Origin of the sequence: Micromonospora sp. NPDC000089 (genome assembly GCF_042899365.1) — a bacterium.
GTDB lineage: Bacteria > Actinomycetota > Actinomycetes > Mycobacteriales > Micromonosporaceae > Micromonospora.
Window position 1 is genome coordinate 19,168 of record NZ_JBIAZT010000009.1, and the last position, 17,023, is coordinate 36,190.

General features: G+C 76.0%; 18 protein-coding genes. 11 read left to right on the forward strand and 7 right to left on the reverse strand.

Features of this window, described 5'->3' with window-relative positions:
- Nucleotides 1-54 precede the first annotated feature (54 nt).
- Entirely contained in the window at nucleotides 55-720 is a 666-nt protein-coding gene (locus ACFY3U_RS17735) for a class I SAM-dependent DNA methyltransferase (RefSeq protein WP_387202349.1), read from the reverse strand.
- An 11-nt stretch (nucleotides 721-731) separates the two neighbouring features.
- Entirely contained in the window at nucleotides 732-1,625 is an 894-nt protein-coding gene (locus ACFY3U_RS17740) for a dihydrodipicolinate synthase family protein (protein WP_387202352.1), read from the reverse strand.
- Nucleotides 1,626-1,696: 71 nt separating this feature from the next.
- Between ACFY3U_RS17740 and ACFY3U_RS17745 the strand changes: the two genes are divergently transcribed.
- A complete protein-coding gene (locus ACFY3U_RS17745; RefSeq protein WP_387202355.1) occupies nucleotides 1,697-2,605 on the forward strand; it encodes a LysR family transcriptional regulator in 909 nt (302 codons plus the stop codon).
- Between the two features lie 4 nt (nucleotides 2,606-2,609).
- Here ACFY3U_RS17745 and ACFY3U_RS17750 read toward each other — a convergent pair whose 3' ends face one another.
- Nucleotides 2,610-3,134 carry a DinB family protein gene (locus ACFY3U_RS17750; protein ID WP_387202358.1) on the reverse strand — a complete coding sequence of 175 codons (525 nt, stop codon included), beginning with the start codon at nucleotides 3,132-3,134 and terminating at the stop codon, nucleotides 2,610-2,612.
- Nucleotides 3,135-3,248: 114 nt separating this feature from the next.
- On the opposite strand from ACFY3U_RS17750, the gene smpB reads away from it, so the two are divergent.
- The 3 genes from smpB to ACFY3U_RS17765 all read left to right on the forward strand — a co-directional run bounded on the left by smpB (nucleotide 3,249) and on the right by ACFY3U_RS17765 (nucleotide 5,815).
- Entirely contained in the window at nucleotides 3,249-3,731 is a 483-nt protein-coding gene (gene smpB, locus ACFY3U_RS17755) for an SsrA-binding protein SmpB (RefSeq protein ID WP_387202361.1), read from the forward strand.
- A gap of 87 nt (nucleotides 3,732-3,818) precedes the next feature.
- A complete protein-coding gene (locus tag ACFY3U_RS17760) occupies nucleotides 3,819-4,397 on the forward strand; it encodes a helix-turn-helix domain-containing protein (RefSeq protein ID WP_387202364.1) in 579 nt (192 codons plus the stop codon).
- Entirely contained in the window at nucleotides 4,394-5,815 is a 1,422-nt protein-coding gene (locus ACFY3U_RS17765; protein ID WP_387202368.1) for an MFS transporter, read from the forward strand. The genes ACFY3U_RS17760 and ACFY3U_RS17765 overlap by 4 nt, the downstream gene beginning before the upstream one ends.
- Here ACFY3U_RS17765 and ACFY3U_RS17770 read toward each other — a convergent pair.
- The gene (locus ACFY3U_RS17770; protein WP_387202371.1) at nucleotides 5,793-6,695 is read right to left on the reverse strand and encodes an alpha/beta hydrolase; all 903 of its coding nucleotides are present in this window, start codon (nucleotides 6,693-6,695) and stop codon (nucleotides 5,793-5,795) included. The two genes, ACFY3U_RS17765 and ACFY3U_RS17770, sit on opposite strands and share 23 nt — an antisense overlap.
- 108 nt (nucleotides 6,696-6,803) lie before the next feature.
- Here ACFY3U_RS17770 and ACFY3U_RS17775 point away from each other — a divergent pair, with 108 nt between their 5' ends.
- A complete protein-coding gene (locus tag ACFY3U_RS17775) occupies nucleotides 6,804-7,664 on the forward strand; it encodes an MEDS domain-containing protein (RefSeq protein WP_387202374.1) in 861 nt (286 codons plus the stop codon).
- Nucleotides 7,661-8,623: an anti-sigma factor RsbA family regulatory protein gene (locus tag ACFY3U_RS17780; protein WP_387202377.1), complete on the forward strand. Its 963-nt coding sequence runs from the start codon at nucleotides 7,661-7,663 to the stop codon at nucleotides 8,621-8,623. The genes ACFY3U_RS17775 and ACFY3U_RS17780 overlap by 4 nt, the downstream gene beginning before the upstream one ends.
- Before the next feature lie 24 nt (nucleotides 8,624-8,647).
- On the opposite strand, the gene ACFY3U_RS17785 is transcribed toward ACFY3U_RS17780, so the two are convergent.
- Nucleotides 8,648-9,070: a type II toxin-antitoxin system Phd/YefM family antitoxin gene (locus ACFY3U_RS17785; protein WP_387202380.1), complete on the reverse strand. Its 423-nt coding sequence runs from the start codon at nucleotides 9,068-9,070 to the stop codon at nucleotides 8,648-8,650.
- A gap of 108 nt (nucleotides 9,071-9,178) precedes the next feature.
- On the opposite strand from ACFY3U_RS17785, the gene ACFY3U_RS17790 reads away from it, so the two are divergent.
- Nucleotides 9,179-9,910 (forward strand): DUF4232 domain-containing protein, encoded by a 732-nt coding sequence (locus ACFY3U_RS17790; protein WP_387202383.1) that lies wholly within the window; start codon nucleotides 9,179-9,181, stop codon nucleotides 9,908-9,910.
- 39 nt (nucleotides 9,911-9,949) lie between these two features.
- Here the strand turns inward: ACFY3U_RS17790 and ACFY3U_RS17795 are convergent, their stop codons facing one another.
- On the reverse strand, nucleotides 9,950-11,398 hold the full coding sequence (locus ACFY3U_RS17795) for a M28 family peptidase (protein WP_387202386.1): 1,449 nt from the start codon (nucleotides 11,396-11,398) through the stop codon (nucleotides 9,950-9,952).
- A gap of 209 nt (nucleotides 11,399-11,607) precedes the next feature.
- On the opposite strand from ACFY3U_RS17795, the gene ACFY3U_RS17800 reads away from it, so the two are divergent.
- From ACFY3U_RS17800 to ACFY3U_RS17815, 4 genes are read left to right on the forward strand one after another with little or no spacing between them, the layout of a single operon-like run.
- Nucleotides 11,608-12,132: a PadR family transcriptional regulator gene (locus ACFY3U_RS17800; RefSeq protein WP_387202389.1), complete on the forward strand. Its 525-nt coding sequence runs from the start codon at nucleotides 11,608-11,610 to the stop codon at nucleotides 12,130-12,132.
- On the forward strand, nucleotides 12,129-12,806 hold the full coding sequence (locus tag ACFY3U_RS17805; RefSeq protein ID WP_387202392.1) for an ABC transporter ATP-binding protein: 678 nt from the start codon (nucleotides 12,129-12,131) through the stop codon (nucleotides 12,804-12,806). Before ACFY3U_RS17800 ends, ACFY3U_RS17805 begins: the two co-directional genes overlap by 4 nt.
- Nucleotides 12,803-15,076: an FtsX-like permease family protein gene (locus ACFY3U_RS17810; RefSeq protein WP_387202395.1), complete on the forward strand. Its 2,274-nt coding sequence runs from the start codon at nucleotides 12,803-12,805 to the stop codon at nucleotides 15,074-15,076. The genes ACFY3U_RS17805 and ACFY3U_RS17810 overlap by 4 nt, the downstream gene beginning before the upstream one ends.
- Before the next feature lie 53 nt (nucleotides 15,077-15,129).
- On the forward strand, nucleotides 15,130-16,014 hold the full coding sequence (locus ACFY3U_RS17815) for an ABC transporter substrate-binding protein (RefSeq protein WP_387202398.1): 885 nt from the start codon (nucleotides 15,130-15,132) through the stop codon (nucleotides 16,012-16,014).
- Nucleotides 16,015-16,017: 3 nt separating this feature from the next.
- On the opposite strand, the gene ACFY3U_RS17820 is transcribed toward ACFY3U_RS17815, so the two are convergent.
- Entirely contained in the window at nucleotides 16,018-17,019 is a 1,002-nt protein-coding gene (locus tag ACFY3U_RS17820; protein ID WP_387202401.1) for an ArsR/SmtB family transcription factor, read from the reverse strand.
- Between the last annotated feature and the right edge of the window lie 4 nt (nucleotides 17,020-17,023).

Consider the following 17,023-nt stretch of genomic DNA (forward strand, 5'->3'; position numbering starts at 1 on the left):
CATGCGTACGTGACGATTCCGCGGGACAGGATACGAGGCCCCGTGGCCGGGGCGTCACACCCGGTCGTCGGCCGGCCGGCGGGCCGTCAGGTACGCCTGCGGGGTGGGTTCGAGCCGGCCGGCCAGCTCCTCCGGCGCCCGCCAGGTGACCGTGCGCGGCTCCAGTCCGGCGGCGGTCAGCAGCTCGGCGACCCGCTCGGGGCGGCGGCGGTGGAAGACCAGCGAGACCGGCTCGCCCCAGGCGTCGGTGCGGTGCACCGGCTCGTCCCCGACCTGGAAGGCCAGCAGCAGGTGCCCGCCGGGGGCGAGCACCCGGCGGAAGCCGGCGAACACCCGGGGCAGCAGCTCGTCGGGGACGTGGATCACCGAGTACCAGGCGACCAGCCCGGCGAGCGTGCCGTCGGGGACGTCCAGGTCGAGCATGGAGCCCTCGGTGAACCGCAGGTCCGGGTACGCGGCGCGGGCCTGCGTGAGCATGCCCGGGGAGAGGTCCAGGCCGGCCACGTCCAGGCCGAGGTCCCGCAGGTGGCCGGCGATCCGGCCGGGGCCACAGCCGACATCGAGCACCGGGCCGCCGCCGGCGGTCAGCACCGTCTCGGCGAAGCCGGCGAGGATCGCCCGGTCCCAGGCCCGGCTGGTGAGCTCGCCACCGAACCGGCGCACGTACTCGGCGGCCATGGTGTCGTACGCGGCGCGAGTGTCGGCGAGGAAGTCGGTCACGGGTGGGAACCCTACCGACCGGACGGTTCGGCGGTGGCCCCGTCGACGGCCGTCAGCGCGTCCAGCGCGGCCCGGGTGGACGCCGGGTCGGCGGCGAGCAGCGGCAGCCGTACCGCCGGGGTGGGGATCCGGCCGCGGGCGTGCAGGACCGCCTTGACCACGGTGGGGTTGGGCTCCGCGAACAGCGCCGCGGACAGCGCCGACAGCCGGTGCCCGAGCGGCCGGCCCCGGGCGGCGTCGCCGTCCCGCCAGTGGCTGACCAGCCGGGCGAACGGCCCGGTGGCCAGGTGCGCCGAGGCCACGATCGCGCCGTGCCCGCCGAGCGCGAGCACCGGCGAGACGACCACGTCGTCGCCGCCGAGCACCGCGAAGCCGGCCGGCGGGTCGGCGAGCAGGGCGACCAGCTCCGGGTCGACCGCTCCGGTCGCGTACTTCACCCCGATCACGCCGGGGATCGCGGCCAGCCGGCGCAGCGCGCCGGCCGCGAGCGGCTGCCCGGTCCGGTACGGCACGTGGTACGCCACCAGGGGCACGAGGCTGAGCTGGGCCAGCCGGGTCAGGTGGGCGAGCACCCCCTCCTCGCCGGGCCGGACGAACGGCGGCACCAGGCAGAGCGCCGCGGTCACCTCCGGCCGGCCGGCGAGGGCGTGCAGCGCGTCGGCGGTGTCCGCGCCGACCAGCAGCGGCGCCGCCCGCTCCCGGCACACCGTGGCGACCACCTCGGCCACCCGGCGGCGCTCGTCGGCGGTGAGCGTGGACGGCTCGCCGGTGGTGCCGAGCGCGACGAGGCCGGTGGCCCCGTCGTCCAGGGTGCGGTGGGCGAGCGCCGCGAGGGCGTCGGTGGCCACCGCGCCGCGCTCGTCGAAGGGCGTGATCAGCGGTACGAAGAGCCCGGTCAGCGTCATGCCTCCACCCTGGCCCGGGCGGATGCGACAGGTCCAGTTCACGTTGCTGACGGGAACCGTAAGCTGAGCTTATGCTCGACGTCCGTCGCCTGCGTCTGCTGCGGGACCTGGCCCGGCTGGGCACCATCGCGGCGGTCGCCGAGGCGCACGCCTACACCGCGTCCGCCGTCTCCCAGCAGCTCACCGCGCTGCAACGGCAGGCCGGCGTACGCCTGCTGGAGCGCACCGGCCGCCGGGTCGGCCTCACCCCGACGGCCGAGGCGCTGGTGCGGCAGACGGAGGTGGTGCTCGCCGCGCTGGAGGCGGCCGAGGCCACCCTGGCCGCCGCCCGGGCCGGGTTGGCCGGCACGGTACGGATCGGGGCGTACCCCACCGCCGTGCCCACCCTGCTGCCGGCGGCGCTGGTCGCGCTGACCCGGGACCACCCGGGGTTGGACCTGATGGTCACCGAGCTGGACCCGGTCGACATGCCCGACGCGCTGCGCGACCGCCGGCTCGACGTGGCGTTGCCACACGACTACGACATCGCGCCGACCCTGCCGGACCCGGCCCTGGACTCCGAGCCGCTGCTCGACGAGCCGGTGTTCCTGGCCGTGCCGGTCGACACCGGCCCGGTCGACGACACCGACCCGGTACGCGGGGTGCGGGACGCGGCCTGGATCGTCGGCAGCCCCGGCACGCTCTGCCACTCGGTGGTGGCGCAGGCCTGCCGGCGGGCCGGGTACCGACCGACCGTCCGGCACCACGCCGACGACTTCACCGCCATGCTCGCCCTGGTCGGCGCCGGGCAGGGGGTGGCGCTGGTCCCCCGGCTGGCGATCGGCCGGCCACCGGCCGGCGTCCGGCTGGTGGCGCTGCCGATCCGGCGGCGCACCCGGTTGGCGTACCGCGGGGGCACCGGCGACCACCCGGCCGTCGCCGCCTGCGTCGCGGCGATCCGCGCGGCCACCGCGGCCGTCCGGGCGACCTGGACGGACTGACGGCTCAGGGGCGGATGTCGTGCACGTGGTGCGCGACGTCGTGCAGGAAGTAGACCGCGAAGGTGCGGACGGTGAAGACCGAGCCGTTGCTCCGCCGACCGGGCCGCTCCCACTGCTCCACCCGCACCGCGTCGAAGGCCGCCGCCGTGGCCGCGGCCTCGGCGGCCAGCTCGCCGGCCACCTCGTCGGGCCGCTGGTGGAAGTAGTCCGCCTCGACGGCGGTCGCGTCCTGGTCCCAGTTCGGGAACACCGGGTCGTGCTGGCCGAGCATCAGCTCCAGCCGGCCGCGGAAGATCCGGCAGGTGTCCCGGACGTGGCAGGCATACTCCACCGGGGACCACACGCTCGGCGCGGGGCGGGTGGCGGCATCGGGCCGGGCCAGCGCGTCGCGCCAGAACGGCACGGTGGCGCGCAGGCGGTCACCGGTGGTCGCCACGTCCTGCGGGGAGAACCCGCACTCCGCGCACCCGTCCTCGATGACGAAGGTCCAGTCGGCCGTCTCGGGCGGTACGGCGGGCGGCTGCGGCATGGCAGGAGTCTGCCACCCCCGCCGACGGCCCCGCTGTGACCCACCCGACACCGACCGGCGGCCGGATAGGGTGGTGCCGGCAGCAGGACGTGCGGGGTGTCGGGGGAGGTCGTCGTGTCCAGGGACACGGGGCGCAAGCTGGTCGCCGCCAACAAGAAGGCCCGGCACGACTACACGATCCTCAAGACGTACGAGGCGGGGATCGTGCTGGCCGGCACCGAGGTCAAGTCGCTGCGCGCCGGTCGGGTCTCGCTGGTCGACGCGTTCGCCCAGGAGCGGGACGGCGAGATCATGCTGTACGGCCTGCACATCGCCGAGTACGGCTTCGGCAGCTGGACCAACCACCAGCCCCGGCGCACCCGGAAGCTGCTGCTCCACCGGGTGGAGATCGCCCGGATCCTGGAGAAGCTGCGCGACGGCGGCATCACGCTGGTGCCGTTGTCGATGTACTTCGACAACGGCTGGGCCAAGGTGGAGCTCGGCCTGGCCCGGGGCAAGAAGGAGTACGACAAGCGCCAGGCTCTCGCCGAGCGCGACGCCAACCGGGAGATCGCCCGCGAGCTGGGCCGCCGGCTCAAGGGCCGCCGCTCCGCCTGAACCGTCCCCCTCCCCCGCCGGAACCCGCCCGTACCTTGACTTACAAGAGTCCTTGTACTTCGGTCGTTGTTCTTCTAGCCTGACGACATGACGGAGGAAGAGCCGAGCACCATCCGCCTCACCGATCCACGGGCCATGCGGGCGCTGGCTCACCCGACCCGGTTACGCCTGCTCGGTGAGCTGCGGGCGCGCGGGCCGCAGACGGTCGGCACGCTCAGCGACCGGCTCGAGGAGGCGGTCGGGTCGGTCAGCTTCCACCTGGGCAAGCTGGCCGAGCACGGCTTCGTCGTGGAGGCGCCCGAGCTGGCCCGCAACCGGCGGGAGCGCTGGTGGCGGGCCGCGCACGAGCGCACCTCGTGGGGGCCGGTGCAGGCGCTCGACGACCCGGAACGCAGGGTCGCGTCGGATCTGCTGCGCCGGGCCATCCTGGAGCGGTACGTGGAACGCCTGCAGACCTACTTCGAGCTGGAGGGCACCCTCGGCCCGGAGTGGGTGCGCGGCACCGGCAGCAGCGACTCGTGGCTGCACCTGACCAGCGACGAGCTGGTGGAGATGCGCGCCGACCTGGAGGCGCTGTCCGCCCGATGGCGGGCCCGCAGCGACCCGGACCGGGCGGGCGCCGAGACCGTCACGCTGATGTACTTCGCCTTCCGGGACCCGCGATGAGCGCCGCGCCGCGCCGCCGGGCGCCGCTGGCCGGGCTGCTGGTCGCGCACGCCGTCTCGCTGACCGGCAACGTGCTCACCCTGATCGCGCTGCCGCTGTACGTGCTCGCCGAGACCGGCTCGGCGACCGCCACCGGGCTGACCGGCGCCGTCGCCACCGTTCCGGTGGTGCTCGGTGGGGCGTTCGGCGGGGTGCTCGTCGACCGGATCGGCTTCCGGCGGGCCAGCGTGCTGGCCGACGTCGCCTCCGGCGTGACGGTCGGCGCCGTACCGCTGCTGACCGCCACCGTCGGGCTGCCGTTCTGGGCGCTGCTCGCCCTGGTCTTCGCCGGCGGCCTGCTGGACACCCCGGGGCAGGCCGCCCGGCACGCGCTGCTGCCGGAGGCCGCCACGGCCGCGGCGGTGCCGATCGAGCGGGCGATCGGCTGGATGGAGGCCACCGAACGGGGCGCCCGGCTGATCGGCGCGCCGGTGGCCGGCCTGCTGGTCGCCGCCCTGGGGGCGCTGACCGTGCTGGCGGTCGACGCGGCGACCTTCGCGGTCTCCGCGCTGGCCGTCGTGCTGCTGGTGCCGCGCGGCCTACGCGCCGCCGAGGCCGAGGGCGAGGAGTCCGCCGGCTACTGGCGCGACCTCGCCGCCGGCCTGCGGTTCCTCGTCCGCGAGCCGCTGCTGCGGGTGATGGTGCTGCTGCTGTTGGTCACCAACCTGTTCGACGCCACCAAGAGCAGCGTGCTGATGCCGGTCGTCGCCGACCGGGAGCTCGGCGGGGCCACCGCGTTCGGTCTGCTGGTCGGCGCGATGGGCGGCGGCGCGATGGGCGGCTCGCTGGTGTTCAGCGCGATCGGGCACCGGCTGCCCCGCCGCGCCACCTTCGTCACCGCGTTCGCCGTGGCCGGCGCGCCCCCGTTCTGGGCGCTGGCCGCCGCGCCGCCGCTGCCGGTGATGGTGGCGGTCATGGCGGTGGCCGGCCTGGCCGCCGGGGCGCTCAACCCGCTGATCGGCGCGGTCGAGCTGGAGCGGGTGCCGGCAAACCTGCGGGCCCGGGTGTACGGGGTGATCGGCGCCGGCTGCTGGGCGGGCGTGCCGCTCGGCGCGTTCGGCGCCGGGCTGGCGGTCGACCGGGTCGGCACCACCCGCACGCTGGTCACCATCGGCGCCTGCTACCTGCTGGTGGTGCTCACCCCGCTGCTCGGCGGCCCGTGGCGCGACCTGAGCCGCCCATCGACCGCCGACCCGACCGGCGAGTCGGCGGCGAGCGGTGCCGGGCAGGCCGGTGCGGCGGCGGCCGGCACCGCGCCGGAGGGAGCCGCTGCGCCCGACGGCGCCACGCCAGGCGCTGGTGCGGCGAACGTGGCGTCCGCGCCGCCACCGCGGGCCCCCGCCTCGCCCGAGGAGGTCAGTCGGCCAACGCGGCGCTGATCGCGCGCACCTGCACCGGGGCCACCGACTCCCAGAACCGGCCGTCGTGGCAGCCGGTCGACACCGCCACCACCGCCGGGTCGGGCAGCCGGTCGCGCAGCGAGCGGAGCGCCGGCGCGAACGGGTCGGCCGCGCCGATCGCGATCCGCAGCGGCAGCTTCGCCAGCTCGTCGGCTCGGGCCGAGACGTCGTACCGGGCCCACTCCGCCGCCGAGTCGTACGCGCCGGGGTTGACCTCGCGGGCGTCGTCGTAGGAGTGGAAGATCGCCGGGGAGGTGGCGACCACCAGGCGGAAGCGGCCCGGGTGGGTCAGCCCGCACAGCAGCGCGCCGTAGCCGCCCATCGACCAGCCGGCCACCGCCACCCGGTCGGTGCGCAGCCCCATCGAGCCGAGCAGCGGCAGGAAGTCGGCGGTCAGCATGCCCAGCGGGTCGTCGTCGGCGTGCGGGTGCCAGTAGCCGTCGCCACCGTCCACCGCGGCCAGCACGAACGGGGGGATGCCGTCGCGGACCGCCCCGGCGAGGAACGCCGGATAGTCGCCGTTGCCGAGCGCGGCGGCGGCGTCGCTGGCGTACCCGTGCAGCGCCAGGCAGACCGGCAACCGGGCGCCCGGGGCGTACCCCGGTGGGTAGGACAGCGACCAGCCGACCTCGCGGCGGCGCGCCGCGGACCGGAACCGGCCGGTGACCGGCGCCTGCGGGGTGCCGCGCAGCCGTGCCGGCGGCTCGGGCGCGTCGCAGCGGCCCAGCGTGCGGTCGAGCACCGAACGCCCCGGCAGCACTCCCGCCTCGACCAGCGCGCCCCCGCCGAGGGCGGCCGTCGCCGCCCAGACCAGGGCGGCGCCGGCCCGGGCCAGCAGGCGGCGTCGAGTCGTCGGCACGCCGTGACGGTACGCGGTCCGCCGCCCGCCCGCCGCCCCGCCGACGCGGACCGCACGACGCGAGGTCCGTCCCGGGTGGGCCTACACTGCCGGCATGAGGTGTCCCGCGTGACCAGCGCGCAGCGGCCGTCGCGGGGCCCCGGTCACGTCTGCTGGACCTATCGGGACCCGGCGAGGTTCGAGGCCCGGGCCCGCGAGTGGCTGCTCGCCGGGCTCGCCGCCGGGGAGCGGGTGCGGTACGTCGGCGACACCCCCGCCCCGGAGGTGCTGAGTCGGTGGCGCGAAGACCCCCGGTGGCGCGACGCGCTGGACGGCGGCGCGGCCCAGGTCGTCGCGGTGGGCGACGCCTACGCCGGGCTGACCGTCGGCCCGGAGGAGGCGGTGGCGGTGTACCAGGCGCTCACCCGGTCGGCGCTCGATGACGGCTTCACCGGGCTGCGGGTCGTGGCCGACGGCACCACCCTGGTGGGCAGCCCCGCCCGGCTGCGGGCGTTCGCCCGCTACGAGCACCTGGTCGACCGGTTCATGCGGACGGCGCCGATGACCGCCGCCTGCGGGTACGACCGCCGCCGGCTGGACGACCGGACGATCGAGGAGCTGGCCAGCCTGCACCGGGCGGCCGACCCGGGCGCCACCATGTTCCACCTGCACGCCGCCGACGACGCCGACGCGGATCTCGTCCTCGCCGGGGAGCTCGACACGTCCAACCAGGATCTCTTCGCCAACGCCCTGCGCCACGTCGACGTCGCGAGTTCGGTGGACGCCGATCACGCCGACTACGGCCCAGCGGCCGAGCTGGTGATCGGTGCCCACGACCTGCGCTTCGTGGACCACCGCAGCCTGGTGCACCTGCAACGGCACGCCGAGCGCCGGGGCACCACCGTGGTGCTGCGTACCGGGCTGGCACCCGCCGCGCGCCTGGTCCGGATGCTCGGCCTGTCCCGCGTCCGGGTCGAGGCCGGCCGATGAGGACCGGCGCGGCCGCCGGGCACCGCGGCCACTTCCACGAGGCGGTCCTCTACGGAGACGACGAGGAGCTGCTCGCCGTCGCGCTGCCCTTCCTGCTGGACGGGGTCGCGGCCGGCGAGCCGACGGTGGTGTCGCTCGGCGGCCGCACCGAGGCGCTGGTGCGGGCGGCGCTGCCCACCGACGCCGGCGTCACGTTCCTGTCCGGTGGGGAGGTCTACGCGCGGCCGACGGCGGCCATCCGCTCGCACCGTGACCTGCTGACCGGGCACGCGCGCGCCGGCGCGCCGCAGGTCCGGATCATCGGCGAGCTGCCGGCGACCGCGTTCGGCCCGACCTGGGACTGGTGGGGGCGGTACGAGTCGGCGGTCAACCACACCTTCGACGAGTTCCCACTGTGGGGGCTCTGCCCGTACGACACCCGGGTCACCCCGGCGGCGGTGCTGGCCGACGTGGCCCGCACCCACCCCCGTACGGCCACCGTGGACGGGCGGCACCTGCGCAACCGGGAGTACCTGGAGCCCGCCGAGTACCTGCGACAGAATCGCCCGATGGTGCTCGACCCGGTGCAGCGGGCCGCGCCGCTGGTCGAGCTGGTCGACCCGACGCCCGCGCTGGCCCGGCAGGCCGCGCACGCGGCGAGTCGCGACCGGCTGTCCCGCGACGACGCCGACGACCTGGCCGTCGCGGTCAGCGAGACGGTGACCAACGGTAGGCGGCACGGGCTGCCACCGGTGCTGTTCCGGCTCTGGACGGCCGCCGACCGGGTGGTCGTCACCGTCACCGACCAGGGGACCGGGCCGGACGACCCGTTCGCCGGCCTGCTGCCGGCCCGGGGCGCCTCCGCCGGCGGGCTGGGCCTGTGGATCACCCACCAGTCCTGCAACCACGTGGCGATGCAGCGGACCGCGGAAGGGTTCACCGTCCGGCTGACCGCCGGCAACCCGCACTTCGTCGACTGACTCGGCGCGGCGGATCGGGACCGGTCAGCCGGCCAGCAGGTCGGCGTGTGCGGCGCGCAGCCGGGCCAGCCCGGGGTCGCTGCCCGGCGGGACCCGGCGGTCGAGCTCGCCCCACAGCTCGGCCAGCGCCGCGGTGACCGCGCGCAGCTCGGCCGCGTGCCGGTCGGCGCCCTGCCGGCGGGCCTGGTCGAGGCGGCGGGCCCAGCCGGCGGTCACCGCGGCGAGCCGCTCGCCGTCGGTGCGGGCCTGGGCGGCGGTGCGGGCGGCCGGGGCGGGCACCACCGCGGCGACGGGCCGGGGGTCGCCGTCGCGGGTGACCAGGGTGACGGTGTCGGTCAGCTCGGCCAGGGCGACCAGCTGACTGAACCGGGTGCGCGCCTCGCGCAGCGGCACGGACCGCGGCGGGGCGTCGGGGCGGGTGGGGTGGGCGGGTGCGGGGGCAGCCATGGATCCATGGTGGAATCCGGGTACGACATTTATCGGCGTGATCCGCGGGGTGTCGGCCGACGCCGCTACCGGGTGGGCGCGCGGATGACCGACGGACGGGGAACAGCGATGGTGCGGACCGGACACGGCGGGCGCGGGCTCACCGGCGGGCGACCGGTGACCGGTGGGGCGTACCGGCGACGGGCGGCGGTCGGGCTGGTCGCCGTCGTGCTGGCCGCCGCGGCCGGCTGCGACGCGGCGGGCGAGCCGACCGCGGGCGGCACCGCGGCCGGGCCCTCGGCCGGCGGGGCGGCCCCGGGCTCGACCGTCGCGCCGACGGCCTCCACACCCTCCGGGTCGTCCGGCCTCGGCACGGCGCCGGGCGACCCGACGACCGCCCCGTCGGGCGGCGGCACCGCGCGGTGCACCGCCGACCACCTCCGGGTGACCTTCGGCCAGGGTGGGGTGGCGGCCGGCACCTGGGCCACCGTCCTGGTCCTTCGCAACGCCGGCGACACCGCCTGCCAGCTGCGGGGTTACCCCGGCGTGGCCGGCCTGGACGCGACCGGTCGGCAGGTCACCCAGGCCCGGCGGACGGCCGCCGGCTCCGCCGGTGGGCTGGCTGACCCGTCGGCGCAGCCGCCGCTGGTCACCCTCGCGCCGGGGGCGACCGGCTCGGCGCTGCTGGAGGGCAGCAACGTGCCGCGCGGCAGCGCCACCACCTGCCCGACGTACCAGGGACTGCTGGTCACCCCGCCGGACGAGACCTGGTCGGTCCGGCTCACCACCCGGGCCCGGGGCTGCTCCGGCCTGGAGATCCACCCGGTGGTACCGGGGGTCACCGGCAGCCAGCGGCGCTGACCGGGGGCGGGGCGTCACCACCCCACCCCCGGTCACGGTTCAGCTCGCCTGCAGGGTCACGTCGTCGATGACGAAGCTGGTCTGCAGCGAGGCGTCCTCGGTGCCAGTGAACGTCAGGGTGACGGTCTGCCCGGCGAAGCCGGCCACGTCGAACGAGCGCGACTGGTAGCCGGTGGCGGCGTTGACGTTCGAGTACGTCGCCAGCGTGGTGCCACCGAGCTTCACCGTCAGCTTGTCGTATGCGGTGCTGCCCGTCTCGGCCGTGTCGATGTGCAGGTAGAAGCCGAGCGTGTAACTGGCGCAGCCGGCCGGCACGGTGACCGACTGGGACAGCGTGTCGGTGTGCGTGCTGCCGTAGCCGTCCAGCCAGGCCTTGTAGGACCCGGTGCGGGCGGCCTGGCTGGTCGAGTTGGTGATCACGCCCGAGGAGGTCGTCCACGGGCTGGTGCCGGACTCGAAGCCACCGTTGCCCACCAGCTGGCCGGCGGTGCAGCCGCCGCCACCGCCGCCGGTGCCGCCGACCGCGAGCTGCCAGATGGCGTACGCGACGCCGTCGGCGCTGCGGTTGAGCGCGGTGGCGTTGATGTTGGCGGTGGTGTCGCAGGAACGGTGGTAGCAGCCGTCGTACGACGCGCCCGCGGTGCCGCCCCACTTCGCCGCCTGCGCCGAGGTCTTGGTGGCGCTGGCCCCGGTGGCGTACCCCGAGGTGGGGATGCCGGCGTTCTGGAAGGAGGAGTCGTCGGAACGGCCCTGCCCCTCGACGTTCTCCTCCGGCTGCAGGTTCAGCGAGTCCCAGTACGCCTTCAGCGGCGCGGCCGTGGTCGAGGTGACCCGGTTGATGAAGTAGCCGCCGTTGAGCGAGGAGACCATGTCGAAGTTGTAGTAGCCCTTGATGTAGCTCTTCTGCGTGGCGCTGAGCTGACCGACGTAGAACTTCGAGCCCTGCAGGCCCTGCTCCTCGCCGTTCCACCAGGCGAACCGGACCCGCTTGCTCATGGTCGGGTTCTGCGCGGCCAACACCAGCGCGTTCTCCAGCAGGGTGGCCGAGCCGGATCCGTTGTCGTTGATGCCCGGGCCGGCGGAGACGCTGTCCAGGTGGGCGCCGAACATGACGACCTGGTCGGCCGGGCCCTGCGGCCATTCGGCGATCAGGTTGCTGCCCGGGTACGTGCAGCTGGTGCAGGTCTGCTCGGTGACCGTGTAGCCGGCGGCCTGCAGCTTGCCCTTCACGTAGGCGACCGAGGCGGTGTAGCCGGCCGAGCCGGCCCGCCGGTTGCCGCCGTTGTTGGTGGCGATGGTGTTGAGCTGGGTCAGGTGGGCCTGGACGTTGGTCACCGAGACGTCCGGGGCGGCGAGCGCGGTGACGGCCGCCGGTGCGGCGAGCGGTCGGGTGGTCGTGGTGGCCGAGGCCGGTTGCGCGGCCAGGGTCAGCGTCGCCGCGGTGATGGCGGCGAGCGCGATGCCCGTGGTCCGGGGTCTGCGCGTCATGCGGGGGCTCCTCGTGGGGTCGACGGGTCGTACGCCGGCGTGACCGCCTGCCGCCGTCGGGGGGACGGGTTCGCGCGCTCCGGGGGTGGGAGCCGCGGCGGTCACGCCGGGATTGACACACTGACATGTTTCAATCTTGCGGTCAATCGGCCGAAGGGTGTCACACCCGGTACCCATCGTGTGTATACGCGATGTGTATAGTCCCCCGCATGTCCATCGGTCAGACCTTCCTCGGCCTGCTGGAGCAGAGCCCCCGGCACGGCTACGACATCAAACGGCTCTACGACGAGCGCTTCGGCCACGCCCGCCCCCTCGCCTACGGCCAGGTCTACGCCACCCTCTCCCGGCTGCTGCGCGGCGGCCTGGTCACCGTCGAGGCGGTCGAGCCCGGCGAGGGCCCGGAACGCAAGCGGTACGCGGTCACCGAGGCCGGCGTCACCGACGTGGCCCGCTGGCTGGCCACGCCGGAGCGGCCCGAGCCCTACCTGCACAGCACCCTCTACACCAAGGTGGTGCTCGCCCTGCTCACCGGCCGCGACGCCGCCGACCTGCTCGACGTGCAGCGCGCGGAGCACCTGCGGATGATGCGCGAGCTGACCCGCCGCAAGCGCGACGGCGACCTGGCCGAGCAGCTGATCTGCGACCACGCCCTGTTCCACCTGGAGGCCGACCTGCGCTGGCTGGAGCTGACCGCCGCCCGCCTGGACGAGCTGGCCACGGCGGTGCGCCGATGACCGCGCTGCTGGTCGCCGAGGGTCTGCGCCGCCGGTTCGGCGAGACCGTCGCGCTGGCCGACGCGTCGCTGCGGGTCGATCCGGGCGAGATCGTCGCGGTGATGGGCTCCTCGGGCTCCGGCAAGTCCACCCTGCTGCACTGCCTCGCCGGCATCGTCCGGCCGGACGCCGGCCACGTCCGGTACGACGGGCGGGACCTCAACGTTCTCTCCGACGCCGAGCGCAGCGCGCTGCGCCGCGAGGCGTTCGGGTTCGTGTTCCAGTTCGGTCAGCTGGTGCCCGAGCTGACCTGCCTGGAGAACGTCGCGCTGCCGCTGCGGCTGGCCCGGGTCGGCCGGCGGGACGCCGAGGCGCGGGCCCGGGACTGGCTGGCCCGGCTGGAGGTCGCCGAGGTCGCCGGCAAGCGACCCGGTGAGGTCTCCGGCGGCCAGGGGCAGCGGGTCGCGGTGGCCCGCGCCCTGGTCACCCGCCCCCGGGTGGTCTTCGCCGACGAGCCGACCGGCGCGCTGGACTCGCTGCACGGCGAACGGGTGATGCGGCTGCTCACCGCGGCCGCCCGGGAGACCGGCGCCGCCGTGGTGCTGGTGACCCACGAGTCGCGGGTCGCCGCGTACTCCGATCGGGAGGTCGTGGTACGCGACGGCCGCACCCGCGACCTGGAGCCGGTCTCATGAGCGCGCGGGTGCGTGGGGCGGTGGCCGACCTGGTGATGGGGGCCCGGATGGTGGTCACCGGCGGGCGGGACGGTTGGACCCGGGCGGCGCTCACCGCGCTCGGCGTGGGCATCGGCGTGGCCCTGCTGCTGCTGGCCGCGGCGGTGCCGGGCGCGCTGCAGGCCCGGCAGGCCCGCGGCGACGCCCGGGACGACCTGCGGGTCGGCACACCGATCGCGGCGGCCGCCGACACCCTGTTGGTGCTCAACGCGGACACCGAGTTCCGGGGCAGCCCGATCCGCGGCCGACTGCTCCGACCGGAGGGCCCCGCCGCACCGGTCCCGCCCGGGCTCACGACGCTGCCCGGCCCCGGCGAGGTGGCGGTCTCCCCCGCCCTGCGGGACCTGCTCAACTCCCCCGCCGGCGCGCTGCTGGCGCCCCGGCTGGGCGGCGCCCGGGTCACCGGCACCATCGCCCACGCCGGGCTCGCGGGGCCCGACGAGCTGGCCTACTACCGGGGCAGCGACACGCTGACCGATGACCGTGCCACCCGACTGGACACCTTCGGCGGCGGCATACCGGGCGAGGGCTTCGGGCCGGTGCTGATGCTGCTGGTGTCGATCATCTTCGTGGTGCTGCTGCTGCCGATCGCGGTCTTCCTGGCCGCCGCGGTGCGCTTCGGCGGCGAGCGCCGCGACCGGCGGTTGGCCGCGCTGCGCCTGGTCGGCGCGGACTCCGCGATGGTCCGCCGGATCGCCGCCGGCGAGGCCGCCGCCGGGGCGCTGCTCGGGGTCGCCGTCGGCGGCCTGCTCTTCGCCGCCGGCCGGCAGGTGGTGCCGCTGGTCACCCTCTGGGACCTCAGCGTGTACGCCTCGGACGTGCGCCCGCCGCTGCCGCTGGTGGCCGTGGTGGTGGCCACCGTGCCGGTGCTGGCCACGCTGGTCGCCCTGGTGGCGCTGCGGTCGGTGCTGATCGAACCGCTCGGGGTGACCCGCCGGGGAGCCCCGGTGCGCCGGCGGCTGTGGTGGCGGTTGCTGCTGCCCGCCGCCGGGCTGGTGCTGCTGCTGCGGGTCAGCGGGCTGCGCTCCGCCGTCGAGGTGAGTCGCTGGCAGGCCCCGGCCGGCGCGGTGTTGCTGCTGGTCGGCACGGTCACGCTGCTGCCCTGGTTGACCGAGCGGCTGGTGGCCCGGCTGCGCGGCGGGACCGTGGCCTGGCAGCTCGCGGTCCGGCGGATGCAGCTGGACACCGCCACCTCCGCCCGGCTGGTCGCCGGCATCGCGGTCGCGGTGGCCGGCACCATCGGCCTGCAGATGCTCTTCGCGGGCGTGTCCCGGGACTACGTCACCGACACCGGCCAGGACCCGGCCCGGGCCCAGGTGCAGGTCCAGCTGGACCCGGTGCCGGACGGCGTACGCCGGCTCGCCGCCACCCCCGGGGTCGCCGGCGTGGACGGCACGTTGCTCACGGTCGGCACCGTCGACGGCCCGTCCGCCACCCCGGCCGTGCAGATCCGGGTGGGCGACTGCGCGGCACTGGCCCAGTTCGCCCGCCTGGAGAGCTGCGCCGACGGCGACGCCTTCCGGGTCCCCGAGCCGGAGGGGCCGCCCGCCGCGGTTCCACCGGGCACCGGGCTGATCGTCGACGCCACCCGGTGGCGGGTGCCGGCGGGCACCCGGGAGGCACCCGCCCGACCCAGCCCGGCCGGCTGGACCGAGGGCGGCCTGCTGCTCACCCCGCGCGCGGCCACCGGACTGTCCTCCGTGCCGATGCGCACCGACGCGTTCGTCCGGCTCGATCCCGCCGGGCCGGACGCGATCGAGCACGTCCGTAACACCGTCGCCGCGCTCAGCCCGACCGCGTACGTCAGCGTCCTCACCGCCACCCGCGAGGACCGCAAGTTCACCAGCATCCGTCGTGGCCTCTACGTCGGGGCGACGGTCACCCTGCTGCTGATCGCGGTGAGCATGCTGGTCGGCACGCTGGAGCAGCTGCGGGAACGCCGACGGCTGCTGGCCATGCTGGTGGCCGTGGGCACCCGGCGGGCCACTCTCGGCTGGTCGGTGCTCTGGCAGACCGCGTTGCCGGTGCTGGTCGGGCTGGCCCTGGCCGTGGTGTTCGGCCTCGGGCTCGGCGCCGCCCTGCTGCGGATGACGCAGACGCCGATCGCGGTGGCGTGGTCGGTGCTCGGGCTGTCGGTGGCGCTCGGCGCGGTGGTCGTGCTGCTGGTCACCGCGGCGAGCCTGCCGGTGCTGTGGCGGCTCACCCGACCGGACGGGCTGCGCACCGAGTGACCGCCGCCCGGGGCCGCCGCCCGTCGGACGGCGGCCCCGGGCAGGATGGACGGATGCGACTGGTGTCCCTGCTCCCCTCCGCCACCGAGATCGTCTACGCCCTCGGCCTCGCCGACGACCTGGTCGGGGTGACCTTCGAGTGCGACGTGCCGGCCGAGGACCGGCCCGGCAAGACCGTTGTGGTCGGCGGCACCGACACCCGGGGCATGACGCCGGGCGAGATCGACGCGCACGTGCGCGGGCAGCTCGCCGCTGGCGCCGACCTCTACACGCTGCACGCCGACGCGCTCGCCGGGCTCGACCCCGAGCTGATCCTCACCCAGGACCTGTGCCGGGTCTGCGCGCTGCCGTCGGGGCACGTGGACGCCGCCCTCGAGCACCTGGGCTGCCGGGCCGACGTGCTCTCCCTCGACCCGTACACCCTGGAGGAGGTGCTGGGCGGGATCCTCGCGGTGGGCGCGGCGGCGGGCGTACCGGAGCGGGCCGAGGCCCTGGTGGGGGTGCTGCGCGACCGGCTCGCGGCGATCTCGACGGCGGTCGCCGGCCGGCCCCGGCCCCGGGTCGCGGTGGTGGAGTGGACCGACCCGCCGTTCACCGCCGGGCACTGGATCCCCGACCTGGTGACCGCCGCCGGCGGCGAGCCGGTGGCCACCCGCCCGGGTGCCCGGTCGGTCCAGGTGCCCTGGTCCGAGCTGCGCGACGCGGCGCCGGACGTGGTGCTGGTCGCGCCCTGCGGCTTCCGCCTGGACGGGGCCGTCGCGCAGGCGGCGACGGTCGCGCCGCACTTTCCCGGGGTGCCGGTCTGGGCGGTCGACGCGGACGCGCTGATCGTGCGGCCCGGTCCGCGGCTGGTGGACGGCGTCGAGGCGATCGCCGCGGTGCTGCACCCGGACGCCGTGCCCGCCGCACCGACCGGCGCCGTGGCCCGGGTCGCCTGACGGTCAACGCGTGCCGGCCAGCAACCCTTCCGCCGCGGTGGTGCGCGCGTACAGCAGGAATCGGCCGGCCCGGTGGGTGCCGACCAGGCCGGCGTCGCGCAGCGCCGCGAGGTGCTGCGACACGGTGGCCGGGGCCAACCCACAGCGCCGCGCCAGCTCGGTGGTCGACGACGGCACGGCCAGCTCGTGCAACAGCGTGGCCCGGGTACGGCCCAACACCCGCCCCAACGCCGCGCCGGGTGTCGAGGTGCCCCGTTCGAACAGCGTCGCCACCGCCGAGGCCGGGTACCGCAGGGTGGGCTGCCTCGACGGCTCGGTCAGGTTGGAGAACGGTCGCCGCCAGGTGAAGACCGACGGCATCAGCAGCACCCCCCGGCCGTCGAGCCGCACCGAACCGGACCGGGTCACATGATCGACCAGGAGCGTGTCGTCCACCCAGGAGACGTGCCGGGCCAGGTCGTTGAGCAGGCCGCTCACCCCGTCCTCGGCCATCCGGCGGGCGCCGAGCAGCACCTCGCGCTCCAGCAGCGTCCGCATCCGCGGCCAGTACGGCCCGAGCGCGACGTCGGCGTAGGCGCGCACCTCCCCGGCGAGCCGGACCAGCCCGGCCTCCGGGTCGTCGTAAAGAGCCGCCAGTGCGGGCGTCCGCGGCACGGGGTCGCGGTCGAGGCAGGCGCGGACGGCGTCCGGCGGCGTCGCGGTGAGAGCGGCCAACTCCAGGTCGAGGGTGGGCCAACTGGTTGCCGGGGGCGGGCAGACGAACGCCGGGATCACCACGGTCGGCACCGGCACCAGGTCGGCCAGGAGCCCCCAGTCGATCCTCGCCAGGCGCGGCAGCACCTGGCGTGACCAGGGCAGGTGCGCGGGGTATTGCTGGGGCAGCTTAGCCACCAGCACGCTGGCCACCACCTCCCACAGCGGCGACACCGCGAACCTGGTGTTGGCCAGGTCCGCCACCGACAGCGCGACGCGCAGCACTCTCGTCCCCCGTCCACCGGCCAGCACGGAT

Excerpts from the sequence above, each read along its gene's own strand:
- ACFY3U_RS17740 (WP_387202352.1), bottom strand. The coding sequence starts at position 1,625 with ATGACGCTGACCGGGCTCTTCGTACCGCTGATCACGCCCTTCGACGAG.
- ACFY3U_RS17745 (WP_387202355.1), top strand. The coding sequence starts at position 1,697 with ATGCTCGACGTCCGTCGCCTGCGTCTGCTGCGGGACCTGGCCCGGCTG.
- ACFY3U_RS17750 (WP_387202358.1), bottom strand. The coding sequence starts at position 3,134 with ATGCCGCAGCCGCCCGCCGTACCGCCCGAGACGGCCGACTGGACCTTC.
- ACFY3U_RS17760 (WP_387202364.1), top strand. The coding sequence starts at position 3,819 with ATGACGGAGGAAGAGCCGAGCACCATCCGCCTCACCGATCCACGGGCC.
- ACFY3U_RS17765 (WP_387202368.1), top strand. The coding sequence starts at position 4,394 with ATGAGCGCCGCGCCGCGCCGCCGGGCGCCGCTGGCCGGGCTGCTGGTC.
- ACFY3U_RS17780 (WP_387202377.1), top strand. The coding sequence starts at position 7,661 with ATGAGGACCGGCGCGGCCGCCGGGCACCGCGGCCACTTCCACGAGGCG.
- ACFY3U_RS17785 (WP_387202380.1), bottom strand. The coding sequence starts at position 9,070 with ATGGCTGCCCCCGCACCCGCCCACCCCACCCGCCCCGACGCCCCGCCG.
- ACFY3U_RS17790 (WP_387202383.1), top strand. The coding sequence starts at position 9,179 with ATGGTGCGGACCGGACACGGCGGGCGCGGGCTCACCGGCGGGCGACCG.
- ACFY3U_RS17795 (WP_387202386.1), bottom strand. The coding sequence starts at position 11,398 with ATGACGCGCAGACCCCGGACCACGGGCATCGCGCTCGCCGCCATCACC.
- ACFY3U_RS17800 (WP_387202389.1), top strand. The coding sequence starts at position 11,608 with ATGTCCATCGGTCAGACCTTCCTCGGCCTGCTGGAGCAGAGCCCCCGG.
- ACFY3U_RS17805 (WP_387202392.1), top strand. The coding sequence starts at position 12,129 with ATGACCGCGCTGCTGGTCGCCGAGGGTCTGCGCCGCCGGTTCGGCGAG.
- ACFY3U_RS17810 (WP_387202395.1), top strand. The coding sequence starts at position 12,803 with ATGAGCGCGCGGGTGCGTGGGGCGGTGGCCGACCTGGTGATGGGGGCC.
- ACFY3U_RS17815 (WP_387202398.1), top strand. The coding sequence starts at position 15,130 with ATGCGACTGGTGTCCCTGCTCCCCTCCGCCACCGAGATCGTCTACGCC.